This window comes from Parablautia muri, assembly GCF_009917485.1.
Lineage (GTDB): Bacteria > Bacillota > Clostridia > Lachnospirales > Lachnospiraceae > Suilimivivens > Suilimivivens muri.
The window spans coordinates 44,535-64,795 of record NZ_QZDT01000002.1 but is presented as its reverse complement, the minus strand read 5'-3'; the positions used below and the strand labels follow the sequence as shown (position 1 = coordinate 64,795).

At 38.4% G+C, this 20,261-nt stretch carries 22 protein-coding genes; 8 read left to right on the top strand and 14 right to left on the bottom strand.

What is annotated here, in order from left to right:
* Positions 1-210 precede the first annotated feature (210 nt).
* The 5 genes from D5281_RS02320 (at position 211) to D5281_RS02300 (ending at position 4,465) form a co-directional block, all read left to right on the top strand.
* Positions 211-1,095, top strand: coding sequence for a branched-chain amino acid ABC transporter permease (locus tag D5281_RS02320; protein WP_160558537.1), 885 nt, complete (start codon positions 211-213; stop codon positions 1,093-1,095).
* Between the two features lie 12 nt (positions 1,096-1,107).
* Positions 1,108-2,175 (top strand): branched-chain amino acid ABC transporter permease, encoded by a 1,068-nt coding sequence (locus tag D5281_RS02315; RefSeq protein ID WP_160558536.1) that lies wholly within the window; start codon positions 1,108-1,110, stop codon positions 2,173-2,175.
* Positions 2,176-2,177: 2 nt separating this feature from the next.
* Complete coding sequence (locus tag D5281_RS02310; protein ID WP_160558535.1) at positions 2,178-2,939, top strand: ABC transporter ATP-binding protein; 762 nt, start codon at positions 2,178-2,180, stop codon at positions 2,937-2,939.
* Between the two features lie 65 nt (positions 2,940-3,004).
* The gene (locus D5281_RS02305; protein ID WP_160558534.1) at positions 3,005-3,715 is read left to right on the top strand and encodes an ABC transporter ATP-binding protein; all 711 of its coding nucleotides are present in this window, start codon (positions 3,005-3,007) and stop codon (positions 3,713-3,715) included.
* A gap of 126 nt (positions 3,716-3,841) precedes the next feature.
* Positions 3,842-4,465, top strand: a complete 624-nt coding sequence (locus D5281_RS02300; protein WP_160558533.1) for a cytidylate kinase-like family protein — start codon at positions 3,842-3,844, stop codon at positions 4,463-4,465.
* A gap of 137 nt (positions 4,466-4,602) precedes the next feature.
* Here the strand turns inward: D5281_RS02300 and lexA are convergent, their stop codons facing one another.
* Entirely contained in the window at positions 4,603-5,220 is a 618-nt protein-coding gene (lexA, locus tag D5281_RS02295; RefSeq protein ID WP_160558532.1) for a transcriptional repressor LexA, read from the bottom strand.
* A 300-nt stretch (positions 5,221-5,520) separates the two neighbouring features.
* Between lexA and D5281_RS02290 the strand changes: the two genes are divergently transcribed.
* Positions 5,521-5,886 (top strand): hypothetical protein, encoded by a 366-nt coding sequence (locus D5281_RS02290; RefSeq protein WP_160558531.1) that lies wholly within the window; start codon positions 5,521-5,523, stop codon positions 5,884-5,886.
* 8 nt (positions 5,887-5,894) lie between these two features.
* Here the strand turns inward: D5281_RS02290 and D5281_RS02285 are convergent, their stop codons facing one another.
* Positions 5,895-6,899 carry a tyrosine-type recombinase/integrase gene (locus D5281_RS02285; protein ID WP_408637258.1) on the bottom strand — a complete coding sequence of 335 codons (1,005 nt, stop codon included), beginning with the start codon at positions 6,897-6,899 and terminating at the stop codon, positions 5,895-5,897.
* Between the two features lie 34 nt (positions 6,900-6,933).
* Positions 6,934-7,662 (bottom strand): tRNA lysidine(34) synthetase, encoded by a 729-nt coding sequence (locus D5281_RS02280; RefSeq protein ID WP_160558529.1) that lies wholly within the window; start codon positions 7,660-7,662, stop codon positions 6,934-6,936.
* A gap of 275 nt (positions 7,663-7,937) precedes the next feature.
* On the opposite strand from D5281_RS02280, the gene D5281_RS02275 reads away from it, so the two are divergent.
* Both D5281_RS02275 and dtd read left to right on the top strand, forming a co-directional pair.
* On the top strand, positions 7,938-9,302 hold the full coding sequence (locus tag D5281_RS02275) for an AI-2E family transporter (protein ID WP_160558528.1): 1,365 nt from the start codon (positions 7,938-7,940) through the stop codon (positions 9,300-9,302).
* 2 nt (positions 9,303-9,304) lie between these two features.
* Positions 9,305-9,757: a D-aminoacyl-tRNA deacylase gene (gene dtd / locus D5281_RS02270; protein ID WP_330584761.1), complete on the top strand. Its 453-nt coding sequence runs from the start codon at positions 9,305-9,307 to the stop codon at positions 9,755-9,757.
* A gap of 842 nt (positions 9,758-10,599) precedes the next feature.
* On the opposite strand, the gene D5281_RS02265 is transcribed toward dtd, so the two are convergent.
* From D5281_RS02265 to D5281_RS02215, 11 genes are all read right to left on the bottom strand, one after another.
* Positions 10,600-11,226: a cytidylate kinase-like family protein gene (locus D5281_RS02265; RefSeq protein WP_160558527.1), complete on the bottom strand. Its 627-nt coding sequence runs from the start codon at positions 11,224-11,226 to the stop codon at positions 10,600-10,602.
* Between the two features lie 264 nt (positions 11,227-11,490).
* Positions 11,491-12,411: an RluA family pseudouridine synthase gene (locus D5281_RS02260; RefSeq protein ID WP_330584760.1), complete on the bottom strand. Its 921-nt coding sequence runs from the start codon at positions 12,409-12,411 to the stop codon at positions 11,491-11,493.
* A 2-nt stretch (positions 12,412-12,413) separates the two neighbouring features.
* A complete protein-coding gene (lspA, locus tag D5281_RS02255) occupies positions 12,414-12,920 on the bottom strand; it encodes a signal peptidase II (RefSeq protein WP_330584759.1) in 507 nt (168 codons plus the stop codon).
* Between the two features lie 48 nt (positions 12,921-12,968).
* A complete protein-coding gene (aroB, locus tag D5281_RS02250; RefSeq protein ID WP_160558526.1) occupies positions 12,969-14,072 on the bottom strand; it encodes a 3-dehydroquinate synthase in 1,104 nt (367 codons plus the stop codon).
* A 144-nt stretch (positions 14,073-14,216) separates the two neighbouring features.
* Entirely contained in the window at positions 14,217-14,717 is a 501-nt protein-coding gene (locus D5281_RS02245) for a cell division protein SepF (RefSeq protein ID WP_160558525.1), read from the bottom strand.
* Positions 14,718-14,803: 86 nt separating this feature from the next.
* Positions 14,804-15,547 (bottom strand): YggS family pyridoxal phosphate-dependent enzyme, encoded by a 744-nt coding sequence (locus D5281_RS02240; protein ID WP_160558690.1) that lies wholly within the window; start codon positions 15,545-15,547, stop codon positions 14,804-14,806.
* A gap of 84 nt (positions 15,548-15,631) precedes the next feature.
* Positions 15,632-17,029: an HlyD family efflux transporter periplasmic adaptor subunit gene (locus tag D5281_RS02235; protein ID WP_277935130.1), complete on the bottom strand. Its 1,398-nt coding sequence runs from the start codon at positions 17,027-17,029 to the stop codon at positions 15,632-15,634.
* 53 nt (positions 17,030-17,082) lie between these two features.
* Positions 17,083-17,508 carry a twitching motility protein PilT gene (locus D5281_RS02230; protein ID WP_160558524.1) on the bottom strand — a complete coding sequence of 142 codons (426 nt, stop codon included), beginning with the start codon at positions 17,506-17,508 and terminating at the stop codon, positions 17,083-17,085.
* Positions 17,509-17,613: 105 nt separating this feature from the next.
* Positions 17,614-18,507: a D-alanyl-D-alanine carboxypeptidase family protein gene (locus tag D5281_RS02225; protein WP_277935129.1), complete on the bottom strand. Its 894-nt coding sequence runs from the start codon at positions 18,505-18,507 to the stop codon at positions 17,614-17,616.
* A gap of 130 nt (positions 18,508-18,637) precedes the next feature.
* On the bottom strand, positions 18,638-19,033 hold the full coding sequence (mgsA, locus tag D5281_RS02220; RefSeq protein ID WP_160558523.1) for a methylglyoxal synthase: 396 nt from the start codon (positions 19,031-19,033) through the stop codon (positions 18,638-18,640).
* 66 nt (positions 19,034-19,099) lie between these two features.
* Positions 19,100-20,215 carry an FtsW/RodA/SpoVE family cell cycle protein gene (locus D5281_RS02215; protein ID WP_160558522.1) on the bottom strand — a complete coding sequence of 372 codons (1,116 nt, stop codon included), beginning with the start codon at positions 20,213-20,215 and terminating at the stop codon, positions 19,100-19,102.
* Positions 20,216-20,261: the final 46 nt, after the last annotated feature.

The following is a 20,261-nucleotide window of genomic DNA, read 5'->3' as shown; positions in this document are numbered from 1 at the left end:
TGCAGGTTTGTCAACCCTCTTTCTTCATAATATAAGATATAATTGAATCGGTTCAGCCTAGGGCTTTGCACTTGTTGGCAAAGCCTGTAATCGGGCCAGGAGGAAATACTTGTCAGCAGACCGTTCTATCTGCTATACTAAATTAGTAAATGATTATACGCTAAATTATATGAATATTCATAATAAATATTTACAGGAATGGGGGTTTATATGAGCTTTATATCCTATTTAATCAATGGAATCAGTTTGGGAAGTGTATATGCCATCATAGCTTTGGGATATACCATGGTGTATGGTATCGCTAAAATGTTGAACTTTGCACATGGTGATGTTATTATGGTGGGCGGTTTTACTATATTTTTTGCAGTCAGCATGCAGGGATTTCCTTCGATAGTGGGAATTCTTTTAGCAGTGGTGCTGTGTACCCTGTTGGGCATAACGATTGAGTATATCGCCTACAGACCCCTTCGACAGGCAGCTTCCTCCCTTGCTGTGCTGATTACGGCAATTGGTGTCAGCTATTTTCTCCAGAATATGGCGCTGCTTATATTTGGAGCAAATACAAAGGCATTTACTTCCGTAGTTACAGTCCCGGCAATCAAGCTGGCAGAGGGGCAGATTATGATTTCCGGAGAAACGATTGTGACGATTATTTCCTGTATTGTTATTATGATTGGGCTAACACTTTTTATTAACAAGACTAAAGCAGGGCAGGCTATGCTGGCCGTTTCTGAGGATAAGGGGGCTGCCCAGCTTATGGGAATTAATGTAAATGGGACCATTTCCCTTACCTTTGCCATCGGCTCAGCGCTGGCAGCCATTGCGGGAATGCTTCTTTGTTCGGCTTACCCTTCCCTGACGCCGTATACCGGCTCCATGCCTGGTATTAAAGCGTTTGTTGCGGCGGTTTTCGGCGGAATCGGTTCAATACCAGGAGCGCTGATTGGCGGAATTGTGCTTGGAATTATTGAGATATTGGGAAAAGCATATATTTCATCCCAAATGGCAGATGCCATTGTATTTTTAGTGCTGATTGTAGTCCTTCTTGTGAAACCCACAGGTATTTTGGGTAAGAAGATTAAGGAAAAGGTTTAAGGGGGATTCACCATGAAAAGACTTAAGTTAAGTAAAAATGCCAAAGACAATCTTATCACTTATGGTATTGTGATTCTTGCCTATGTGATTATGCAGATTATGATAAATACAGGGCATATCTCAAGCCTTTTACAAGGACTTTTGGTTCCCTTATGTGTTTATGTGATTCTTGCGGTATCCCTTAATTTGACCGTAGGCATTCTTGGTGAGCTGAGCCTTGGGCATGCTGGCTTTATGTGTGTTGGAGCCTTTGCAGGGGCCTTCTTTTCAAGATATATGCAGAATGTAATTGAAGTAAGCCTTCTGCGTTTTTTGATAGCCATTATCATTGGCGCTGTTTCGGCAGGGATTGTAGGTTTTTTGATTGGAATGCCGGTTCTCAGGCTGCGGGGAGATTATCTTGCGATTGTCACCCTTGCTTTTGGGGAAATTATTAAAAGCATCATCAATGTTTTGTATATTGGAAAGGATAGCAGCGGTTTACATTTTTCTATGAAGGATTCTATGTCCTTAGGGCTTGCAGAAGATGGAGATGTGATCATTAACGGCGCCCAGGGCATCACCGGAACACCGAAAGATGCAACCTTTACAATTGGTATTGTACTGATTATTCTCACACTGATTATCGTATTAAACCTGATTCATTCAAGAGACGGACGTGCCATTATGTCAATCAGGGATAATCTGATTGCGGCTGAATCGATTGGCATTAATATTACCAAATATAAACTGATGGCCTTTTCGGTATCAGCTGCACTTGCAGGTATGGCTGGTGTTCTGTATTCCCATAACTTAAGCAGCTTGATGGCCACACCCAAAAACTTTGGCTATAACATGTCTATTATGATACTTGTATTTGTGGTTTTAGGTGGAATTGGAAATATAAGGGGTTCCATCATTTCAGCGGTAATCCTGACACTTCTTCCGGAGCTTTTAAGAGGACTGAGTAATTACCGTATGCTGATTTACTCTATTGTATTAATTGTTATGATGTTATTTAACTGGAGCCCCAAGCTGATAAACTTAAGAAAAAAATATTCCTTGAGGCGGTTATTTAAGAAAACCGGGGAGGTGCGGTAAGTATGGCAGCATTATTGGAAGTTAAAAATTTGGGCATTTCCTTTGGGGGTCTTAGGGCAGTGGATGACTTTGAGGTGTCAATCAAAAAGGGACAGCTCTACGGTTTAATTGGACCAAATGGAGCCGGAAAAACCACAGTCTTTAACCTGCTTACAGGTGTATATAAACCAAGCGAAGGGATTATTACGCTGGATGGCGTGAATATTACAGGATTAAAAACCATAGAGATTAATAAGGCAGGAATTGCGAGAACCTTCCAGAACATCAGATTATTTAAAGAACTTAGTGTAATAGACAATGTAAAGGCAGGACTGCACAATCACTATAAATATGCCACGATTGAAGGAATTTTGCGGCTGCCCAACTATTTTAAAATGGAAAAGGCCATGACAGAAAAGGCGATGGAGCTTTTGAAGGTATTTGAACTGGAGAAAGAGGCCGATTATTTGGCAGCTAACCTTCCCTACGGAAAGCAGCGTAAACTTGAAATTGCCAGGGCGCTGGCCACAGAACCAAAATTGCTTTTGTTAGATGAACCTGCTGCTGGTATGAATCCAAATGAAACAATGGAGCTTATGGATACCATACGTTTTGTGAGAGACAGCTTTGATATGACAATTCTCTTAATTGAGCATGACATGAAGCTGGTTTCAGGCATCTGCGAGGAGCTTACAGTGCTTAATTTCGGCCGTATACTGACTCAGGGGGCAACCGGCACAGTGCTCAATGATCCGCAGGTTATCACGGCATATTTAGGCGAGTAGGCAAGTTTTTGTCTAAAATGATTACAATAAGCAAAAACGATGTTTTGCATGATGGAGGATAAGCTATGGCAATGCTTGAAATAAAGGATCTGGAAGTATATTATGGAATGATTCAGGCTATAAAAGGAGTATCTTTTGAGGTCAATGAGGGAGAGGTCATTGCTCTGATCGGGGCAAACGGTGCTGGCAAGACAACCATTCTCCACACAATTACCGGGCTTTTAGAAGCGAAAAAGGGCTCTGTTGTGTTTGATGACAAGGATATTACCAAAACCCCTGCCCATAAGATTGTGTCCATGGGAATGGCCCATGTGCCGGAAGGCAGGCGCGTGTTTGCAAACCTTTCTGTTTTACAAAATCTGAAAATGGGCGCTTATACCCGAAAGGATAAGGATGAAATAGCAGGGAATCTTGAAACTGTATACAGACGATTTCCAAGGCTGGAGGAAAGACAAAATCAGCTTGCCGGTACTTTAAGCGGCGGTGAACAGCAGATGCTTGCAATGGGCCGGGCCCTTATGTCCCAACCCAGAATTATTTTGATGGATGAGCCTTCTATGGGGCTTTCTCCAATTTTCGTGAATGAAATTTTTGATATTATAAAGGAAGTAAGCGCCAGTGGAACTACCGTGCTGTTGGTAGAACAAAATGCCAAAAAAGCGCTTTCCATTTCAAACCGGGCTTATGTGCTGGAAACCGGAAAGATAGTGCTGGAAGGTAAGGCGAGTGAGCTTCTTAACAATGATTCTATCAAAAAGGCTTATCTTGGAGAATAGTGTCAAGAAGAATGCCTTGAAAACAGCATTTTTCATCAGGATTTATGAATCTGCATAGTGAATCAAGGAAGCTCGTATGAGAAGAACTTCTAAAGCTGAATTAACAAGTAAGAATGGGGGGATAGTATGAAGGACAAAATTGTAATTACAATTGCCAGGCAATATGGCAGCGGCGGCCGTACCATAGGGAATATGCTTGCTGAAAAAATGGGGATTCATTTTTATGATAAGGAGCTCCTGAAATTAGCTTCTGAGGACAGCGGTATCAATGAGGCCCTTTTTGCCAATGCAGATGAAAAGCTGAAAAGTACCAGGCTTTTTAAAGTAGCCCACAGCATATATCGGGGTGAACTGATTCCGCCAGAAAGTGATGATTTTGTTTCTACCCAGAATCTGTTTAATTATCAGGCCAAAATCATTAAACAGCTGGCGAAGGAAGAATCCTGCGTGATTGCAGGGCGTTGTGCAGATTTTATCTTGAAAGATTATGACAATGTTCTTAGTGTCTTTATCCATGCACCTCATGAGTATTGTATGGAACAGGCAGCTAAAAAGCACAGTATGCCGTCAAAGGAATTAGAGCGTTTCATTTTAAAAACAGATAAGCATAGGGCTGAGTATTACGAATATTACACGGGCAGGGAATGGACAGATGCACGTAATTATGATTTATGTCTCAATAGCTCTAAGCTGGGATATGACAGGTGTGTGGAGGAGATTATTTCTTATATTAATGTACGCTTTAAATAATATCCATCTGGTTCGTTGTTTGTGTGAATCAAAACCAAAGGCTGTTGCACGAAATGTAAGGCAACAGCCTTGTTCGTTCCTAAAGCGCCAAGGGCGGCATAAAAATCTGTCCTTAGCACTCTGTTACATTTAAGAAATTACTGAAAAACGCGGAATACGCCAAAAACTTTACCTAAAATCTGGCAGTCATCTACAATAATCGGATCCATTGTATCATTTTCCGGTTGAAGACGAATGTGACCTTCTTCCTTATAAAAAGTCTTAACCGTAGCAGAATCGTCAATAAGAGCAACCACCATATCTCCATTGTTTGCCGTACTGCATACATTTACAAAAATTCTATCTCCATTCAAAATGCCCGCATTAATCATAGAATCCCCTTTGACATTTAAAATAAAGGACTCTCCATGAGGAACTAATTCGGCAGGAACAGGAAAATAACTCTCAATATTTTCCTCAGCGAGAATAGGAGTGCCGGCAGCAACATGGCCGATGATTGGGAGACTGACCATCTCGGTGCGCATCATCTGAAAACTGTCATCACAAATCTCTATTGCCCTTGGCTTTGTTGGATCCCTTCGAATATAACCATTTTTTTCAAGTGTTTCTAAGTGTGAGTGGACAGAAGAAGTTGATTTTAAATTGACAGCTTCGCAGATCTCTCTGACAGCCGGAGGATATCCCCGCTTTAAAATTTCTTCCTTAATATAATCTAAAATTTCCTGTTGTTTGCTGCTGATTTTACCATATCCCATGAGAATCCTCCTTGATTATAATCCTTTGCCGATATATAGCTATTTCAAATATCCTATTATACTACAAATATTTTAAAGAAATTTCATATATCTAATGATCTGTTGCAAAATACTGATTTTATAAAGTATAACATAAAAATATATGATTAGCAAACATATATTCCAAATATTTGTTCGAACATTTCCCTGAAATTGTTGACAAGAGAATGTTTGTTCTGTATAATTAGCTCACAAAAACAAATGTTCGCAACGTTTGTTCTGTATTCATTGTAATAAGCTGACTACAGGGAGATGAGAGAAATGAGAACAGAAGATATTAGGAACCATAGAGCCATAAGAAATAGAATCAGGAGGAAGCGCCAGCTTCGCAATCGTCTTGCCATGTGTTTTCTTACCATTCTATTGGTTGTTGCTTTTTCATCCTTCCTTTTTGGTTTTGGAACAAAGGCTCAGGAAAATGATGAAGAAAAAGCATACAAATATTATAAAAGCATTACGATAGAAGCAGGAGATACGCTCTGGCACTATGCGAAGCAGTATGGAGATGAACGCTATTATGATGATTGTAATGATTATATCCGGGAAGTTAAAAGAATTAATTCCCTGCGCAACGATCAGATTACCGCAGGCGCTCACCTGATTCTTCCTTATTATAGTCCGTTATAATTTTAGCGCTATTTTTCACGAAGCTGCACAGCTTTAGCGGCCATTCTGCGTCTGTTATCCTCAAGTGCCGCATAGTGCTTTCGGGTAGTATTTACATCCTTGTGACCAAGGACATCAGCAACTAAGTAGATATCACCTGTTTCACGATAGAGGGCAGTGCCATAAGTACTACGCAGTTTGTGAGGGGTTATCTTTTTAAGTCCAGTGACATTGGAAGCATATTTTTTTACCAGATTTTCAACAGCGCGTACGGTAATTCGGCGGTTTTGCATAGAAAGAAACAGCGCGTTCTCATGACCTTCTAATGGGATCATATGATATCTTTTTTCAAGATAATCGCTTAGTGCTTCGGCAACTTCCTCGCTAAAATATATTACGGTTTCATAGCCGCCCTTTCTTCGTATTTTGATACCATTATTCTTAAAATCTATGTCACCAATATCCAGACCTACACATTCGGAAACACGTATACCCGTTCCAAGCAAAAGTGTAAGCAATGCCACATCACGTATTTTGGTTTTATTATGATATTTTAGTTGGTTTTTGGTCAATTTCTCGCCATCCTCAACCTGATCTAATAAGATAGCAACCTCATCAACATCCAAACGTACAATTTCTTTTTCATGCTGTTTTGGAAGCGGAACAAGAGCAGCGGGATTGGTTTTGATAAGTTCAGCGCAAAAGAAGTAATTATAAAAGCTCTTTAAAGCAGAAAGCTTTCTTTTTTTACCTCTTTCGTTATTAGAATATTCTTTTCCATCTTTGATGTAGTAGGTTATGTAATCAAGATATTCTTCAATATCCTCCCGGGTAATCTGGTCTAAGATAGATAGTGGGAAGTCTTTGAGCTCCATATGGGAACAGGACTTGTTTTCCGTATGGATAAATTCAAAAAAGACCCGAAGATCATAGGCATATGCAAGTCTGGTACGGGATGATGTATATTCCTGTATTCCTCTGAAAAAATCTTTACAAAAAGAGGGGAGTGTACTTGCAACCTCCCGCATCTTCATTGTATTTAAATTGTTTTGCGCATCATGATAATTTTTACTGTTTTCCATTATTACACCAACCTTCCATATTTCCGTTGCAAATAGCGGTAAACATTCTTTCCTTCACCCCTGGATTTTCTTGATTTAATGTTTTTAACAATTCCTTTATGTATGCTCGTTTGGTATATCCATCCACTGGACAGGGACTTTTTATCACTGGCAGTTCCATTTTGTTAACAAATCCGATGACATCGGCCTCGTTCATGTACATTAATGGTCTGATTACCGTTAAACCCATGCGATCTAAATAAGTCACCGGACTAAAGGTATGAAATCTGCCTTCATAAATTAAAGACATAAGCATTGTTTCCACGACATCATCTTTGTGATGGGCATATGCAACCTTATTGCAGCCTGCAGCCTTTATTGCCTCATTTAAGGCGCCTTTTCGCATTTTTGCACATAACGAACAGGGGTTTGATTCTTTACGCTCATGGAATATGATATGAGCAATATCTGTTTTTACGATAGTATATGGGACATTTAATTGATTGCAAAGTTCTTTCATTTTATCTAAATTTAAATTATCAAACCCTAAATCAACGGTTACAGCATGTATTTTAAACGGCTTGGGATAAAAACGCATAAGGCCATGCAGGCCATGCAGAAGTGTTAAACTGTCCTTACCTCCAGAAATACCTACTGCAATCTTATCGCCAGGCTCTATCATATGATAATCATCTACAGCACGCCGGATATAACTGAGTACTCTCTGTAAAGTCATAATGTTTTCCTTATCCTTTTCACACAAATAATTCGTAGAAATATGCCCCTAACACCTGAATCACGTTCTCACGGAATGGCAGTAAATACGCATTCCTGAGCCGTGAAAAGTAACGAACTGTTACTTATTTTAGCACATTTTGTACTTAAGCCATAGTATCTTTTCAAAAAAAATGATATACTGGATTCATAGCAACAGGCATTCAACTATTCTGCACTGCTGTGAACATGTTATAAGGAGGGGAAGGCGCTGGAAATTCTAGCTGTCTGGTATATATGAAAATAAAATTCAATAAGAGATATCTACATATCGGTTTCACTGCCTTTACAGTGATTGCGGCCTCAATTTGTTTTTATTATTTGGTTTTTCATGGGGACCGTTTTTCTGCACAAGTGGATGCATTTTTTAGGATAGTTAGTCCTGTCATGTATGGCATTATTTTTGCATATCTCATGACTCCTTTAGTCAACGGAATAGAAAGACATCTTTTGATCCCTATTATCAACTGGAAAATACCATATGAATATAGGGATGGGAAAAATATTACGAGTAAGCAGAAAAAATATATGCGTATGCTTTCTATACTACTTACAATATTGATTGTGGGCTATCTCATATATGGTTTCTTTTCCATATTAATACCTAATATCATGAAAAGTATTAGAAGTATTTCTTATCAATTTCCTTACTATGTACAGAATCTGACCAGCTGGTCAACCAAATTTCTGGCTGACAATCCGGATATTGAAAAAATGGTTATCAACTTTCTTGATACTTATTCTGAAGAATTTACAAATTATTTGAATAACAGTATCGTTCCGCAAATGGAAACCCTGGTAAAACATGTATCATTGAGCCTTATTAGTGTTCTTAAGGTATTGTGGAACTTTATAATAGGTGTGGTTATTTCTATTTATGTATTGTTTAATAAGGAAAATTTTGCGGGGCAGGCAAAAAAACTGACATTTGCACTGTTCAATACCAAAACGGCCAACCAGCTTATTAAGGATGTTCGATTTATAAGTGATACATTTATAGGATTTATTGGCGGCAAGATAATTGATTCAATTATTATAGGTTTTATCTGCTTTGCTGGTACCAGCATTTTAAATATGCCATATGCTTTGCTTGTAAGTGTTATTGTAGGCGTTACCAATATAATTCCTTTCTTCGGACCATATTTAGGAGCTGTACCCAGTGCAATACTTATTTTAATGGTTAATCCTTTAAAATGTGTTTATTTTATTATATTCATATTGATTTTACAGCAAGTAGACGGGAATTTAATCGGCCCTAAGATTTTAGGGCAGTCAACCGGCTTGTCAGGCTTTTGGGTTATTTTTTCTATTACGATATTTGGCGGTTTTATGGGTGTGTTTGGTATGATTATCGGGGTTCCGCTTTTCGCAGTATTTTATGCTTTTATACGCCGCTTTGCAAATCATTTACTCAAAAAGAGAGGATTACCCTTAGAAACCAATCAATATTTAAATGTTAAGTACATTGACGAAGGCGATGTGTTTATACCTAAAGAAGATATACCCATTGAAAGCATAAAGAACACTTTTTTGAAGCTTGGCAAAAGAAAAGGAAGCGTCCAGCCCAAAAAGGATAATGATTCAAAAGAAGGAGAGAAGTAAAAGTGAAATTTATCATACAACGGGTAAGTAATGCCAGTGTATCTGTAGACCAAAAGGTGGTTGGTGAGATTGGAAATGGCTTTTTAGTTTTTGTAGGGTTATGCGATTTAGACACCTACGAAATTGCAGACAAAATGATTGGTAAGCTTTTGAATTTAAGAATTTTTTCAGACGAAAATGGTAAAACCAATTTAGACTTGAAAAATGTAAACGGAGAGCTGCTTATTATTTCCCAATTTACACTATATGCCGACTGTCGGAAAGGAAATAGACCGTCTTTCACCAAAGCAGGGAAGCCAGAATTTGCAAATGAGATGTATGAATACATCTTAAAAGAATGTTCGAAAGAAATTCCGCATGTGGCACATGGCATTTTTGGAGCCCATATGGAAATTTCACTTGTGAATGATGGACCATTTACGATTGTTCTTGATTCTGATGAAATATGCAAATAAATGAAAGGTTGGAAAAGGCAGACATATGAAACTTCTAGTCATAAGTATATTTGTTTTTTTGGTTATAATGTACGTGTATACTTATAAAAGGTATAAAAAAAATAAAAAAAATAATATCAATACAGTTGATGAATTCAGAAGAAAATACCTGAAAAAAAATGTATCTAATGAAAATCAGGACGCCAATAAAGCCGGGAATTATATTACAAAATATAACAGCTCCATAGACTATATTGAAAAAGATGCTTTTCTAAAGGAGACGTCTGATTCACAATCAGGAAGATAAAAATTGCGGCAAATATGATACCCCACCAACTATTCGTTAAACTTGTGTTTTGCGAATAGTTGGTGGGGTATCATCTCTGTAATTCAAACATATCAAACATATATTTGAAATTTTCAGATGCATCTTAATAATACCATTGTCCATCGCCACTACCACATTCACCTTTCTGAACCAGAAGCATACCATGAAAAGACTCACAATATAATCGTCAAATATCCATAAAGACATTCCAAACATAGATATATAAATTAATTTTTGATATAAACTAGAAAATTAAATAACAATCAAAATATAGCCCATTATAAACAAAAACACGTGTAATATTAAATTGTGAAATAACTAATCTGGATTTATCACATTGAAATACCCCAATTTTTGATAACAAAAAATCGGGGTATTGTAAACAGTGCATATATAACGTATGATATTGAAAGTTATTTATCAAAAAAGCTGATATAAATAACATAAGATTGATATTTACAATTTATATGCATTTTATTCGCCAAGGCAAATTATATGAAATAATATATTGTATTAAAATGCTTAAACGTTTTGCTTAATTGTTTTTAGTTTCAAAATCTTCAATATACTGGATCAGAAGTTTTACCGTACCATCAACGCCAAGTACACTGCTGTTGATGCACAAATCATAACTGTCAGCACGCCCCCATTTTTTTGAGGAATAATAATTGTAGTAACTTTGGCGTTGTTTGTCTTTTTTAATGCACATATCCTTTGCCTTTACTGCATCCAAATCATATTTTTTCATGATTCTTTTTATTTTGCATTCTTCGTTTCCATAGATAAAGATATGCACACAGTTTTTCATATCACTTAATGCATAGTCAGCACAGCGGCCCACTATAATGCAGGGTTCTTCTTTGGCGATTTTTTTAATGGTATCAAATTGAGTTAAAAAAACTTTGTGGCTGATTGGCATATCTACAAAATGTGATGCGTTATAGCCGAAAGAATAGGTATCCATGACTAGATTATAAAGAAATGAATTAGTGGGTCTCTCATCGTGATTTTCGAGCATTTCTTCACAAAATCCGCTTTCCTTTGCTGCTCTGCTTAAAAGCTCGTTATCATAACATTTAATTCCAAAATATTCTGCTACTTTTTCTCCGATTTCACGGCCTCCGGAGCCAAACTGACGGCCGATTGTAATTACAGTATTCATATATAAACCTCCTATCTTTAATGTGTTAAGCTCAATGCTGCTATCAAACAGTCAATGACACATCCTTGATAGAAATATTATACACAAAATAAAAAAGAAATTCAATCTATTGTCAGAAAATTTTCAAATACTCTGTAAAACAGTTCAGCATTCGGATTCACTGTTGCATACAAAATCCATTTAAAATCACCTTCGGCAATGGGATTTTGCCCTCCCTAATCATCTCACGGTCTGTGCAGTAAATGTACAGACCTGGCTGAATCGTTACTCACTGTTACAAAATTTAGAAAGGAGATCTTGAAAGTATTGTGGCAAAGGAGCGTCTGTCTCAATATAGGCCCCTGTTTCCGGATGGGAAAACCCTAGAATTTTGGCATGAAGGGTTTGCCCTTCTAAATGAAAAGGACGGTTTTTAGGCCCATAGACAGCATCGCCAAGCAGAGGGTGGCCAAGATGGGCCATGTGTACACGTATTTGATGTGTTCGGCCTGTCTCAAGCTTACATTCTATATAAGAATAATTACCAAGCTGTCTTAAAACTTTATAATGGGTAATCGCATCTTTTCCACCGTTTGTAAGTACGGACATCCGTTTGCGGTCTGTAGGGTGTCTGCCAATTTTTGTATGTATGGTACCCTGCTCCTCTTTTAGTCTTCCATGTACAATTGCGTGGTATCTTCTTACAATGGTGTGCTGCTTTAATTGCTCAGCAATACAGGCATGTGCTTTGTCATTTTTGCAGGCTATCACAGAACCAGTGGTATCCCTGTCAATTCGATGTACGATACCAGGTCTTAGTATACCATTGATACCGCTTAATTCGCCGCTGCAATGAAATAAAAGGGCATTTACAAGGGTTCCACTATAATGTCCTGGCGCTGGGTGTACGACCATGCCCTTAGGCTTATTGACTACGATTACAGACTTATCCTCATATAAAACTTCAAGGGGAATATTCTCCGGCGTAATGTCGGGAAGACTGACCGGCGGAAGAATGAGTTGTATTTGATCATCTGTTTTGACGCGGTAACTGGACTTCATTTGCTTTCCGTTTACCGTGATATTTCCACTGCTTAGGAGCTTTTGCAGGTAAGAACGGGATAAATCCTCCATCAAAAGATTTAAGCATTTATCAAGCCGTTCCTCCTCTAAATCCTCAGTTATCACAAAATAAAATTTATTCACATTTATTTCCCCAATTTTAAAAAATCAAAATCATTTTCCTGGTAAACAAAAAACACCTGAAAAATCATGATTGCAGTAGAAAAGGTAACATACATATCTGCCACATTAAAAATTGGAAAATTGATCAGAACAATATAAATGAAATCTACCACATAATCAAAGCGCAGCCTGTCTATCATATTTCCTATTGCCCCACTAGCAATCATAACAAGCAGTACATGAAGCTTTGTGTACTTTTTTTCATCCGGTGATTTGAAAAGGACATAGGCAATCACACATAAAAAGGCTGAGGCTACAACGATGAAAAAAAATTTTTGATTCTGCAGCATGCCAAAGGCAGCGCCACGGTTTTCTAGATAATTAAATTCCAGTACGCCATCAATGATGCTGAAGGCCGGCTGCGATTTAAGTTTTAATACCGCTATATACTTGGTAAACTGATCAGTGGCAACAAGTAAAACCAGAAAAAATAAATCGAAAATAAGTAATTTAAATTTATATTTGCTCACATTTTCCCTCCATGTTGCTACAACCTGAAAGTTTGTGGCAGCATTTTGCTACTCACCATCTTCCACATAATGAATTTCAGAAAGCGCATTCAAAATATCTTCATCGGTAACAGTCCTGTCAATTACAGCCTTGCCAATCTTTTTGAGAAGAATGAACTTAATACTGCCATTTTCCATTTTTTTATCGGATTTTGTGAGGCTTAAAATTTCCTGTGGATCTATATTTTCAACAGAAATTGGCAGCTGAAAGGGAACAAACATATCTCGTATTTCATAATATTCATCCATAGAAATCCATTCGTGCTTCCATGAAATAAAGGCAGCTGCAACCGCACCAAGCGCTACGCATTCTCCGTGCGTCAAGGTAAAGTTCTTACTTTTTTCAATGGCATGACCAATGGTGTGTCCAAAATTTAAAAGCGCCCTCTCCCCTTTCTCAGTGGGGTCTTTTTCGACTACAAGTTTTTTTATCTTACAGCTTCTCTCCACCATCTCCTGTAACGTACTAACATCCCGGTCACAAATTTCGTACATCTTGTCCAGAAGCCATTCATAAAATATGCTGTCTTTAATAAGCCCGTGCTTCATAATTTCCGCGAAGCCGCTGAAAAACTGGCGTTCATCTAAGGTTTTTAAGACGCTTACATTCATATAAACCAGTCTGGGCATATAAAAAGCTCCAACCATATTTTTGTAGCCGTCAAAGTCAACCCCTGTTTTGCCGCCAATACCTGAATCAGCCTGAGCAAGAAGTGTGGTAGGCACCTGTACGAAATCAATTCCTCTTAAGTAGGTAGCTGCAGTAAAGCCGGTAATATCCCCAACAACTCCGCCGCCTAAAGCAAGCAAAAGATCCTTTCGGTCAAATTTCTTTTCTATCAGGAAAGTATAGATATTCTTTACGGTTTCAAGTGTCTTATTTTCTTCTCCTACCGGGAAAGAAAATAATGTTTTCTCCTTACATTGACCTTCAAGAAGCCCCAAAATTTCATCACCGTACAGAGCAGCAACATGTGAATCTGTCACAATACATACACGCCTGTTTTCTATTTCCAATCCTTTTAATTCGGAAACCAACCCCTGAAAATCAGTAGAAAATACAATGTCATAACAGGGTTTTTTATTGTATAAAATATTGAGTCTGCTGTCCATCTTTTTATCCTTTCGAAATTTTATGAGTCATTTGTTAAGCGCTGCCGCGCCTGGTAAATCAAGTTTATCACTATCAAAGCTTTCACGCTGTGAAGTGTCTATTGACCTAAAAAAGCTTCCCGCTAAGGCAGGAAGCTTTAAGCCTTACAGGCCATTATTAATTGGTACATCAAAGGAGCCTGATAAAATTTCCTGAAAATCGCCTGATATATCTACGATGGCTGGTGTAATAATAAATATGTAATTGGAAATTTTCTGCAGATTACCACTGATGGCAAAACAGGAACCGGATGTAAAATCAATAATTCTCTGGGCAATATCCACATCTAACCCCTCTAAATTAAGGACCACAGTCCTGTTGGCGAGCAAGGTTTCGGTAATTTCCCTGGCATCCTCAATAGAAGTAGGTTTAATCACACATACCTCCATGCCATTTCCGGACTTCCTGGTCTGACGCATAGGGGTAACCTTTGGATTAGCTTTCTTAATTGGTTTTTCTTCCTCGTAAACAGGTTCCTCTTTTATAACAGCCGGCTTTTTATTTTTTTCTTCAATAACGGTATCTTCATAGTATTCATCATCATAGAAATCGTCATCATCCTCATTTAGCTTCATGTAATTGAGAAACTTATCCATTACACTCATAATAATTCCTCCATGCTCTCAATAGTCCGTAAATTTGGACGTAAGCATAAATTTATCTGCGAAAAATTTATTTTCACAGTATTCTCTTATTCCCGCTGAGCAGGATATTGCCTTTCGCCGAAAATGCCTGTTCCAACACGAACATAAGTGGCACCCTCCTCTATGGCAACCATGTAATCCCCCGTCATACCCATCGACAGGACATTCATATTAACATTATCAATGTTTTTCTGTTTTATGTCAACAGATAATTGTCTCAATAGTGCAAAATATTGCCGATTTTCTTCCGGTTCCTCCACATAAGGGGCAATTGTCATAAGTCCTTTTATGTGAATGCCCGGAAGCAAGGCAGCTTCACGTACCAGTTTCTCCGTTTCAGCCATCGCAACGCCATATTTGCTTTCTTCACCAGCAATATTTACTTCAATCAGTATAGAAACTTCCGTCTGCTTCTTAACCGCCTCGCGGCTTATTTCTTCCGCAAGCTTCAGCGTATCCACACTATGGATCAATGCCGCTTTTCCCACAACATATTTTACCTTATTTCTCTGCAGATGTCCGATCATATGCCACTGAATGTCCTTTGGCATCTCCTCATACTTTTCTACCAGTTCCTGCACCTTATTTTCCCCAAACGCTCTACAGCCATGCTTGTAGGCCTCCTTGAGCATGGATACAGGCTTGGTCTTGCTGACAGCAATCAGTGTTACATCCTCTGCCCCTCTGCCTGCCTTCTCACATGCTTTTGTAATATTTTGGTTGACAAAATCAAGATTTTGGCTGATAAAGTCCTGTTTTTTTCCAATATTAGATATTTCTGCGTTTTTCAATTCTTCCACAATCGTCCTCCGCCCAAAGTTAACCCTATGAAAAAATATATTGCAACTATATATGGATAAGCGTTAACCTTAAAATTAATAGATAAATTCATCATCTACTACAGTAGTGGCATCTAATACAATATAATCATAAACATTAAGACCATACTGGGTATTCGATTTCACGATAGAATATTCATCATTTTTGTACAAAACATTGATTTGTTTAAAATCCGCATATCCCTTATTAATATTATACACTCCTGTAAGGCTTCCTCGCTTGCTTAAAGCCTCTTTTTCACTTGTCTGCGGCTTGACAATATAATCTCCAATCCGAAGAACCATATCATCTAGATAGTATTCTTTTTCGGTTTCGCCATAAATGGTGGTTTCCACAAATTCAGTGGTAGCAACCCCATCCTCACCGTAGATTTCACGCATGACACCATAGCCATAATTGTTGCCGCCCTGTGTGACATATTCTTTGGGAACAATGAAAAATTCTTTTTCTACAATGGCAGAATTGGGAATCTTCAGACCAGTTTCTTCCTCCAAAATCAACTCAATATCAATAAAACGGTCTGTGCAGAAGGTTACCATAGAATTTGTAAAGGTAAGCTTTACAAAAATCTCGCCCTCCACATTGGTATAGGTGGAGACTTCTCCCCAGGAGGTATCCTGATTTTTCAGGAATTTTACTTTCACAAACTCTGCTTTTAAAAGCTCGTCCGCCTTTTCCTGATCGGTTTGTATAACAATAGACCAATCCTCATTGGTTGATATTTTGTAGACAGGCTGCCCTGCTTCTACCAACTCATTGCTGATTAGCTGCGTTTTTTCATAATTTTTCATATCAAATAAATCTGATGTAAATTCCTCCAACGTAAGGCTCTCATATCCATCTACCGAGTAAATCAAAATACCAGTGGAAGGAGCATTACAGAAGGAAATCAGTTCAGATAAGCCAGAACTGTTTATTTTATCAACATTTTCCAGAATATTTGCATTGGCAAGCTTTAATACGGTTCCCTTTACGTTATACTTAAAATCATAAACAGAAGAAAAATATTTAGGGTCAAAGCTGTTCCGAAAGCCAAGAATTTCTGTTCTTAATTCATTTAAGTCTCTGGTGGTTAACGTAATGCTATCTGTCTCTGCATTGATATAATCTGCCAATCTTCCTGATTCATCTAGTGTGTAGACCAGATTTCCTACCCCTACTCTCTCACCCTCCCGGGCATAATAATTCACATATCCGGCCTTATTTGCAGTTACAATTTCTTCATCCCGGAGAGCAATTCCCTTGTAGATATTGTTTGAAGAAAGAGCGCCGATTTTTACCTGATGTCCCTCTATGTGCTTTTGGGTAAAATACATAAAGATACAGATGATAGTGTAAACAAGAATAACCAGAAAAATAACAATGCCTATATTAATGCGGAAAGGTCTTCCTTCTTTTATATTTATGATTTTGTTATTTCTATTATCTCCCAACAATGACTCCTTTTGCAGAAAAATCCCCCGGATGCCTCCGGGGGGTATGTAATTTATAAGGAAACAGCAATTTTATCTTTAAGCGAAGCGGGAATATCCGCATCATCTAGCGAAATACTTACATAAAAGTTTATATTGAATGCATCACTTAATTTATCCAACTTTTGGATAACAGGCTCTATATCGCTGCCTTCCTTTTCCAAGTGCGCTATTTTTAAGAAGTTGTCAACATAAACCTGTTCCAAATCATGATCCTGTGAAATAATACCACTAATAAATCCAACGAATTCATCTGAATCTGTGAGCAGATAGGAAGATACATCAATCAATCTGATTTTATTATTCAGTTCATACATATGCTTTGTACTTTTATCCAGATACACAAGATTACCGGATGCACTCTGTACCTGTGCATTTACCTGATCTAACAAATGTTTGGTCTTGCCTTTTCCTTTATTTCCAACTATTAATTGAACCATTGGTAATACCTCCTGAAGTATATTGGCTTGCACATAAACCCATGTTCTATAAACTCAGGCTATGCATAAATTAATTATAAGTGATTGCCAGGTAAAAAACAACTGTTAATTACTTATTTGGCTTAATAAATCTGTCATTTGAGAATATAGAAAATCTCCATCGTCCGCACGCATAATCACAGATATATAAGGATTACTTGCCGAATCCCGTGATAAAAGAATCAGACAGTGACCGGCAGCACTTGTAGTACCGGTTTTTCCCCCTATAATTGTAATGCCTCCTGGTATTTCTGCCGTTCCCTGCATGTAACGGTTGGTACTTGATACGGAAATCTCCTTGGAAGCACCATTTTTGTCCGTATAAACAGTGGTATAGGAATCCATATGAATGATTTCCGTAAATGCAGAATAATTAATTGCGGCGTTCATAATCAGATACATGTCATAGACAGTGGTATAATGCTCCTCATCAGAAAGGCCATGTGGATTGGTAAAATGAGTATTGGTGGCGCCAAGGAGTAAAGCCTCCTCATTCATCATATCTGCAAAAGCCTCCACAGATCCGGCAATTCCCTCCGCTATCATAACAGCGGCATCGTTGGCGGAGTTAATCAGCAAAAGATGTAATGCCTGATCCAAGGTCATCTGATCCCCTTCCCGGATGCCGCAGACCTGGGCGCCGGCTTCCAGGTTTCTTACGTTTGCAGATGCGGTAAGCATCAGATCGCCGGAGTTATGCTTTAAGGCAACAAGTGCTGTCATTACCTTTGTGAGGCTGGCCGGATATAGTTTTTCATGGACATTTTTGGCGTAAAGCGTATTTCGTTTATTCACATCAAAAAGCCCGGCTCCGGCAGCATTAGACATATCAACAGCCGAAGAACCCATGTTAGAATTTACCACGCAAAGCTCACTGGCAAAGGGAACCGCTATCTCGCTCTCCTGCTCTATATTCACCACCCGAAAGCAGCTTACCTCACTGTCAGCCTTATAAGGCATGGCATACCCTGCCTGCCCACATCCGGTAAGGAACAATGGAATCAGGCAAAACAGGATACAGCAAAGTCGACAACAAAGCCGATGGCAAAGTCGCATACAGGATATTTTTTTTGTAAAAACCCTGGTTTTTCTATCTGTACATTTCACGCCACTCTAAATCTCCTCTGTCAAGGGACTTGATTAACAGCTCTGCGGTGGCAAGATTGGTTGCCATTGGAATATTATACATATCACAGAGCTTTACAACATTGTTGACATCTGGCTCATTGGTTTTGGAAGTCAACGGGTCACGTAAAAAAATTACTAAATCCACTTGATTATGTTCAATCTGTGCACCAATCTGTTGCTCCCCTCCTAAGTGCCCAGCAAGAAATTTGTGGATATTTAAATTTGTAACCTCTTCAACAAGCCTTCCGGTAGTGCCTGTTGCGTACAATTCATGTTTGCTCAAAATCCCCCTGTAAGCAATACAAAAATTCTGCATGAGCTTCTTTTTGGCATCATGCGCTATCAATGCTATATTCATTTATACACCCCTCCTGACGCGTAATATAGCGAAACCCTTATATTGGTATAATGATTTTATTATACATCATTTTTGCTGACATTGTAACCCCACATTTAAAACAAATCCAATTCCGATAAAAGAACTTACTAAGGAAGTAAGTCCATAGCTGACAAAAGGAAGCGGAAGTCCGGTATTCGGGAGCAGATAAGTAACCACACCTATATTGATAAAGGCTTGAAAGCCTATCATAGCCCCAATGCCTGCCGCTATAATGGTTCCGGCTGTGTCTCTGGCTCGCCATGCAATCATCATGCATTCCATGCTGATTAAGAGCACAAGAACTATCACCGTGCAGGCGCCTACGAACCCAAATTCTTCGCCAATCACTGCAAAGATAAAATCAGTCTGCTGCTCTGCAATAAAGTCCGCGTTTTTAACGGAACTGATTTCGTTATTTTTGTAACCTTTTCCTGTTAATTGTCCGGAACCAATGGCCATAACAGAATATTCCTGCTGATACCCTAAGGAATTGGCAAATTCTTCTTTATTGAAAAAGGAAATAATTCTGTTAAGCTGATATATGTGTTCCTCACTTATGATTTTCTGATCCGGCTGCATAATTAAATACATAAAAATGACAAAAGCAGGAATTCCCACCGCCAGCACACCGCCAATTACCTTCCAGCTGATTCCGCCTGTAAACATGATCACACAGAAAATCAGACATATGACAATGGTAGTAGATAAATCAGGCTGTTTATAAACAAGAAATGCAGGCAGCGCAAATAAAAGACAGCACAGACTAATATATTGAAAGGTATTCAGTTTTTCTCTATGTTTATTAATAAACTGGGCAAAAAACAAAACAAGCAGTATTTTTGCCAGCTCGGAAGGCTGAAACTGTATACCGGCTATCCGCAGCCATCTTTGGGCTCCGCCGGCATCCTTTCCCATTACAATAACCAAAACCAGCAAAACCACATTAAATATATACATAATCCAATATAAATTTAAAAGTACAGAATAATCAAACAATGAAATCACCAGCATTAGAAATACGCCGAAAGCAAACCCGGCAATCTGTCTTGCCTGAAGGGTTGGCTCCGCACTGCCCACGGCCACAATTCCAATCACGGCCAGGGCAATTGTCAGGATTGCCAGCTTAAAGTCATAGTAACGTATTTTATAGTGTTTGAGCATTCTTCCATTCACCTTCCATTAAACCGCATGGAACCTCATAGCAGTT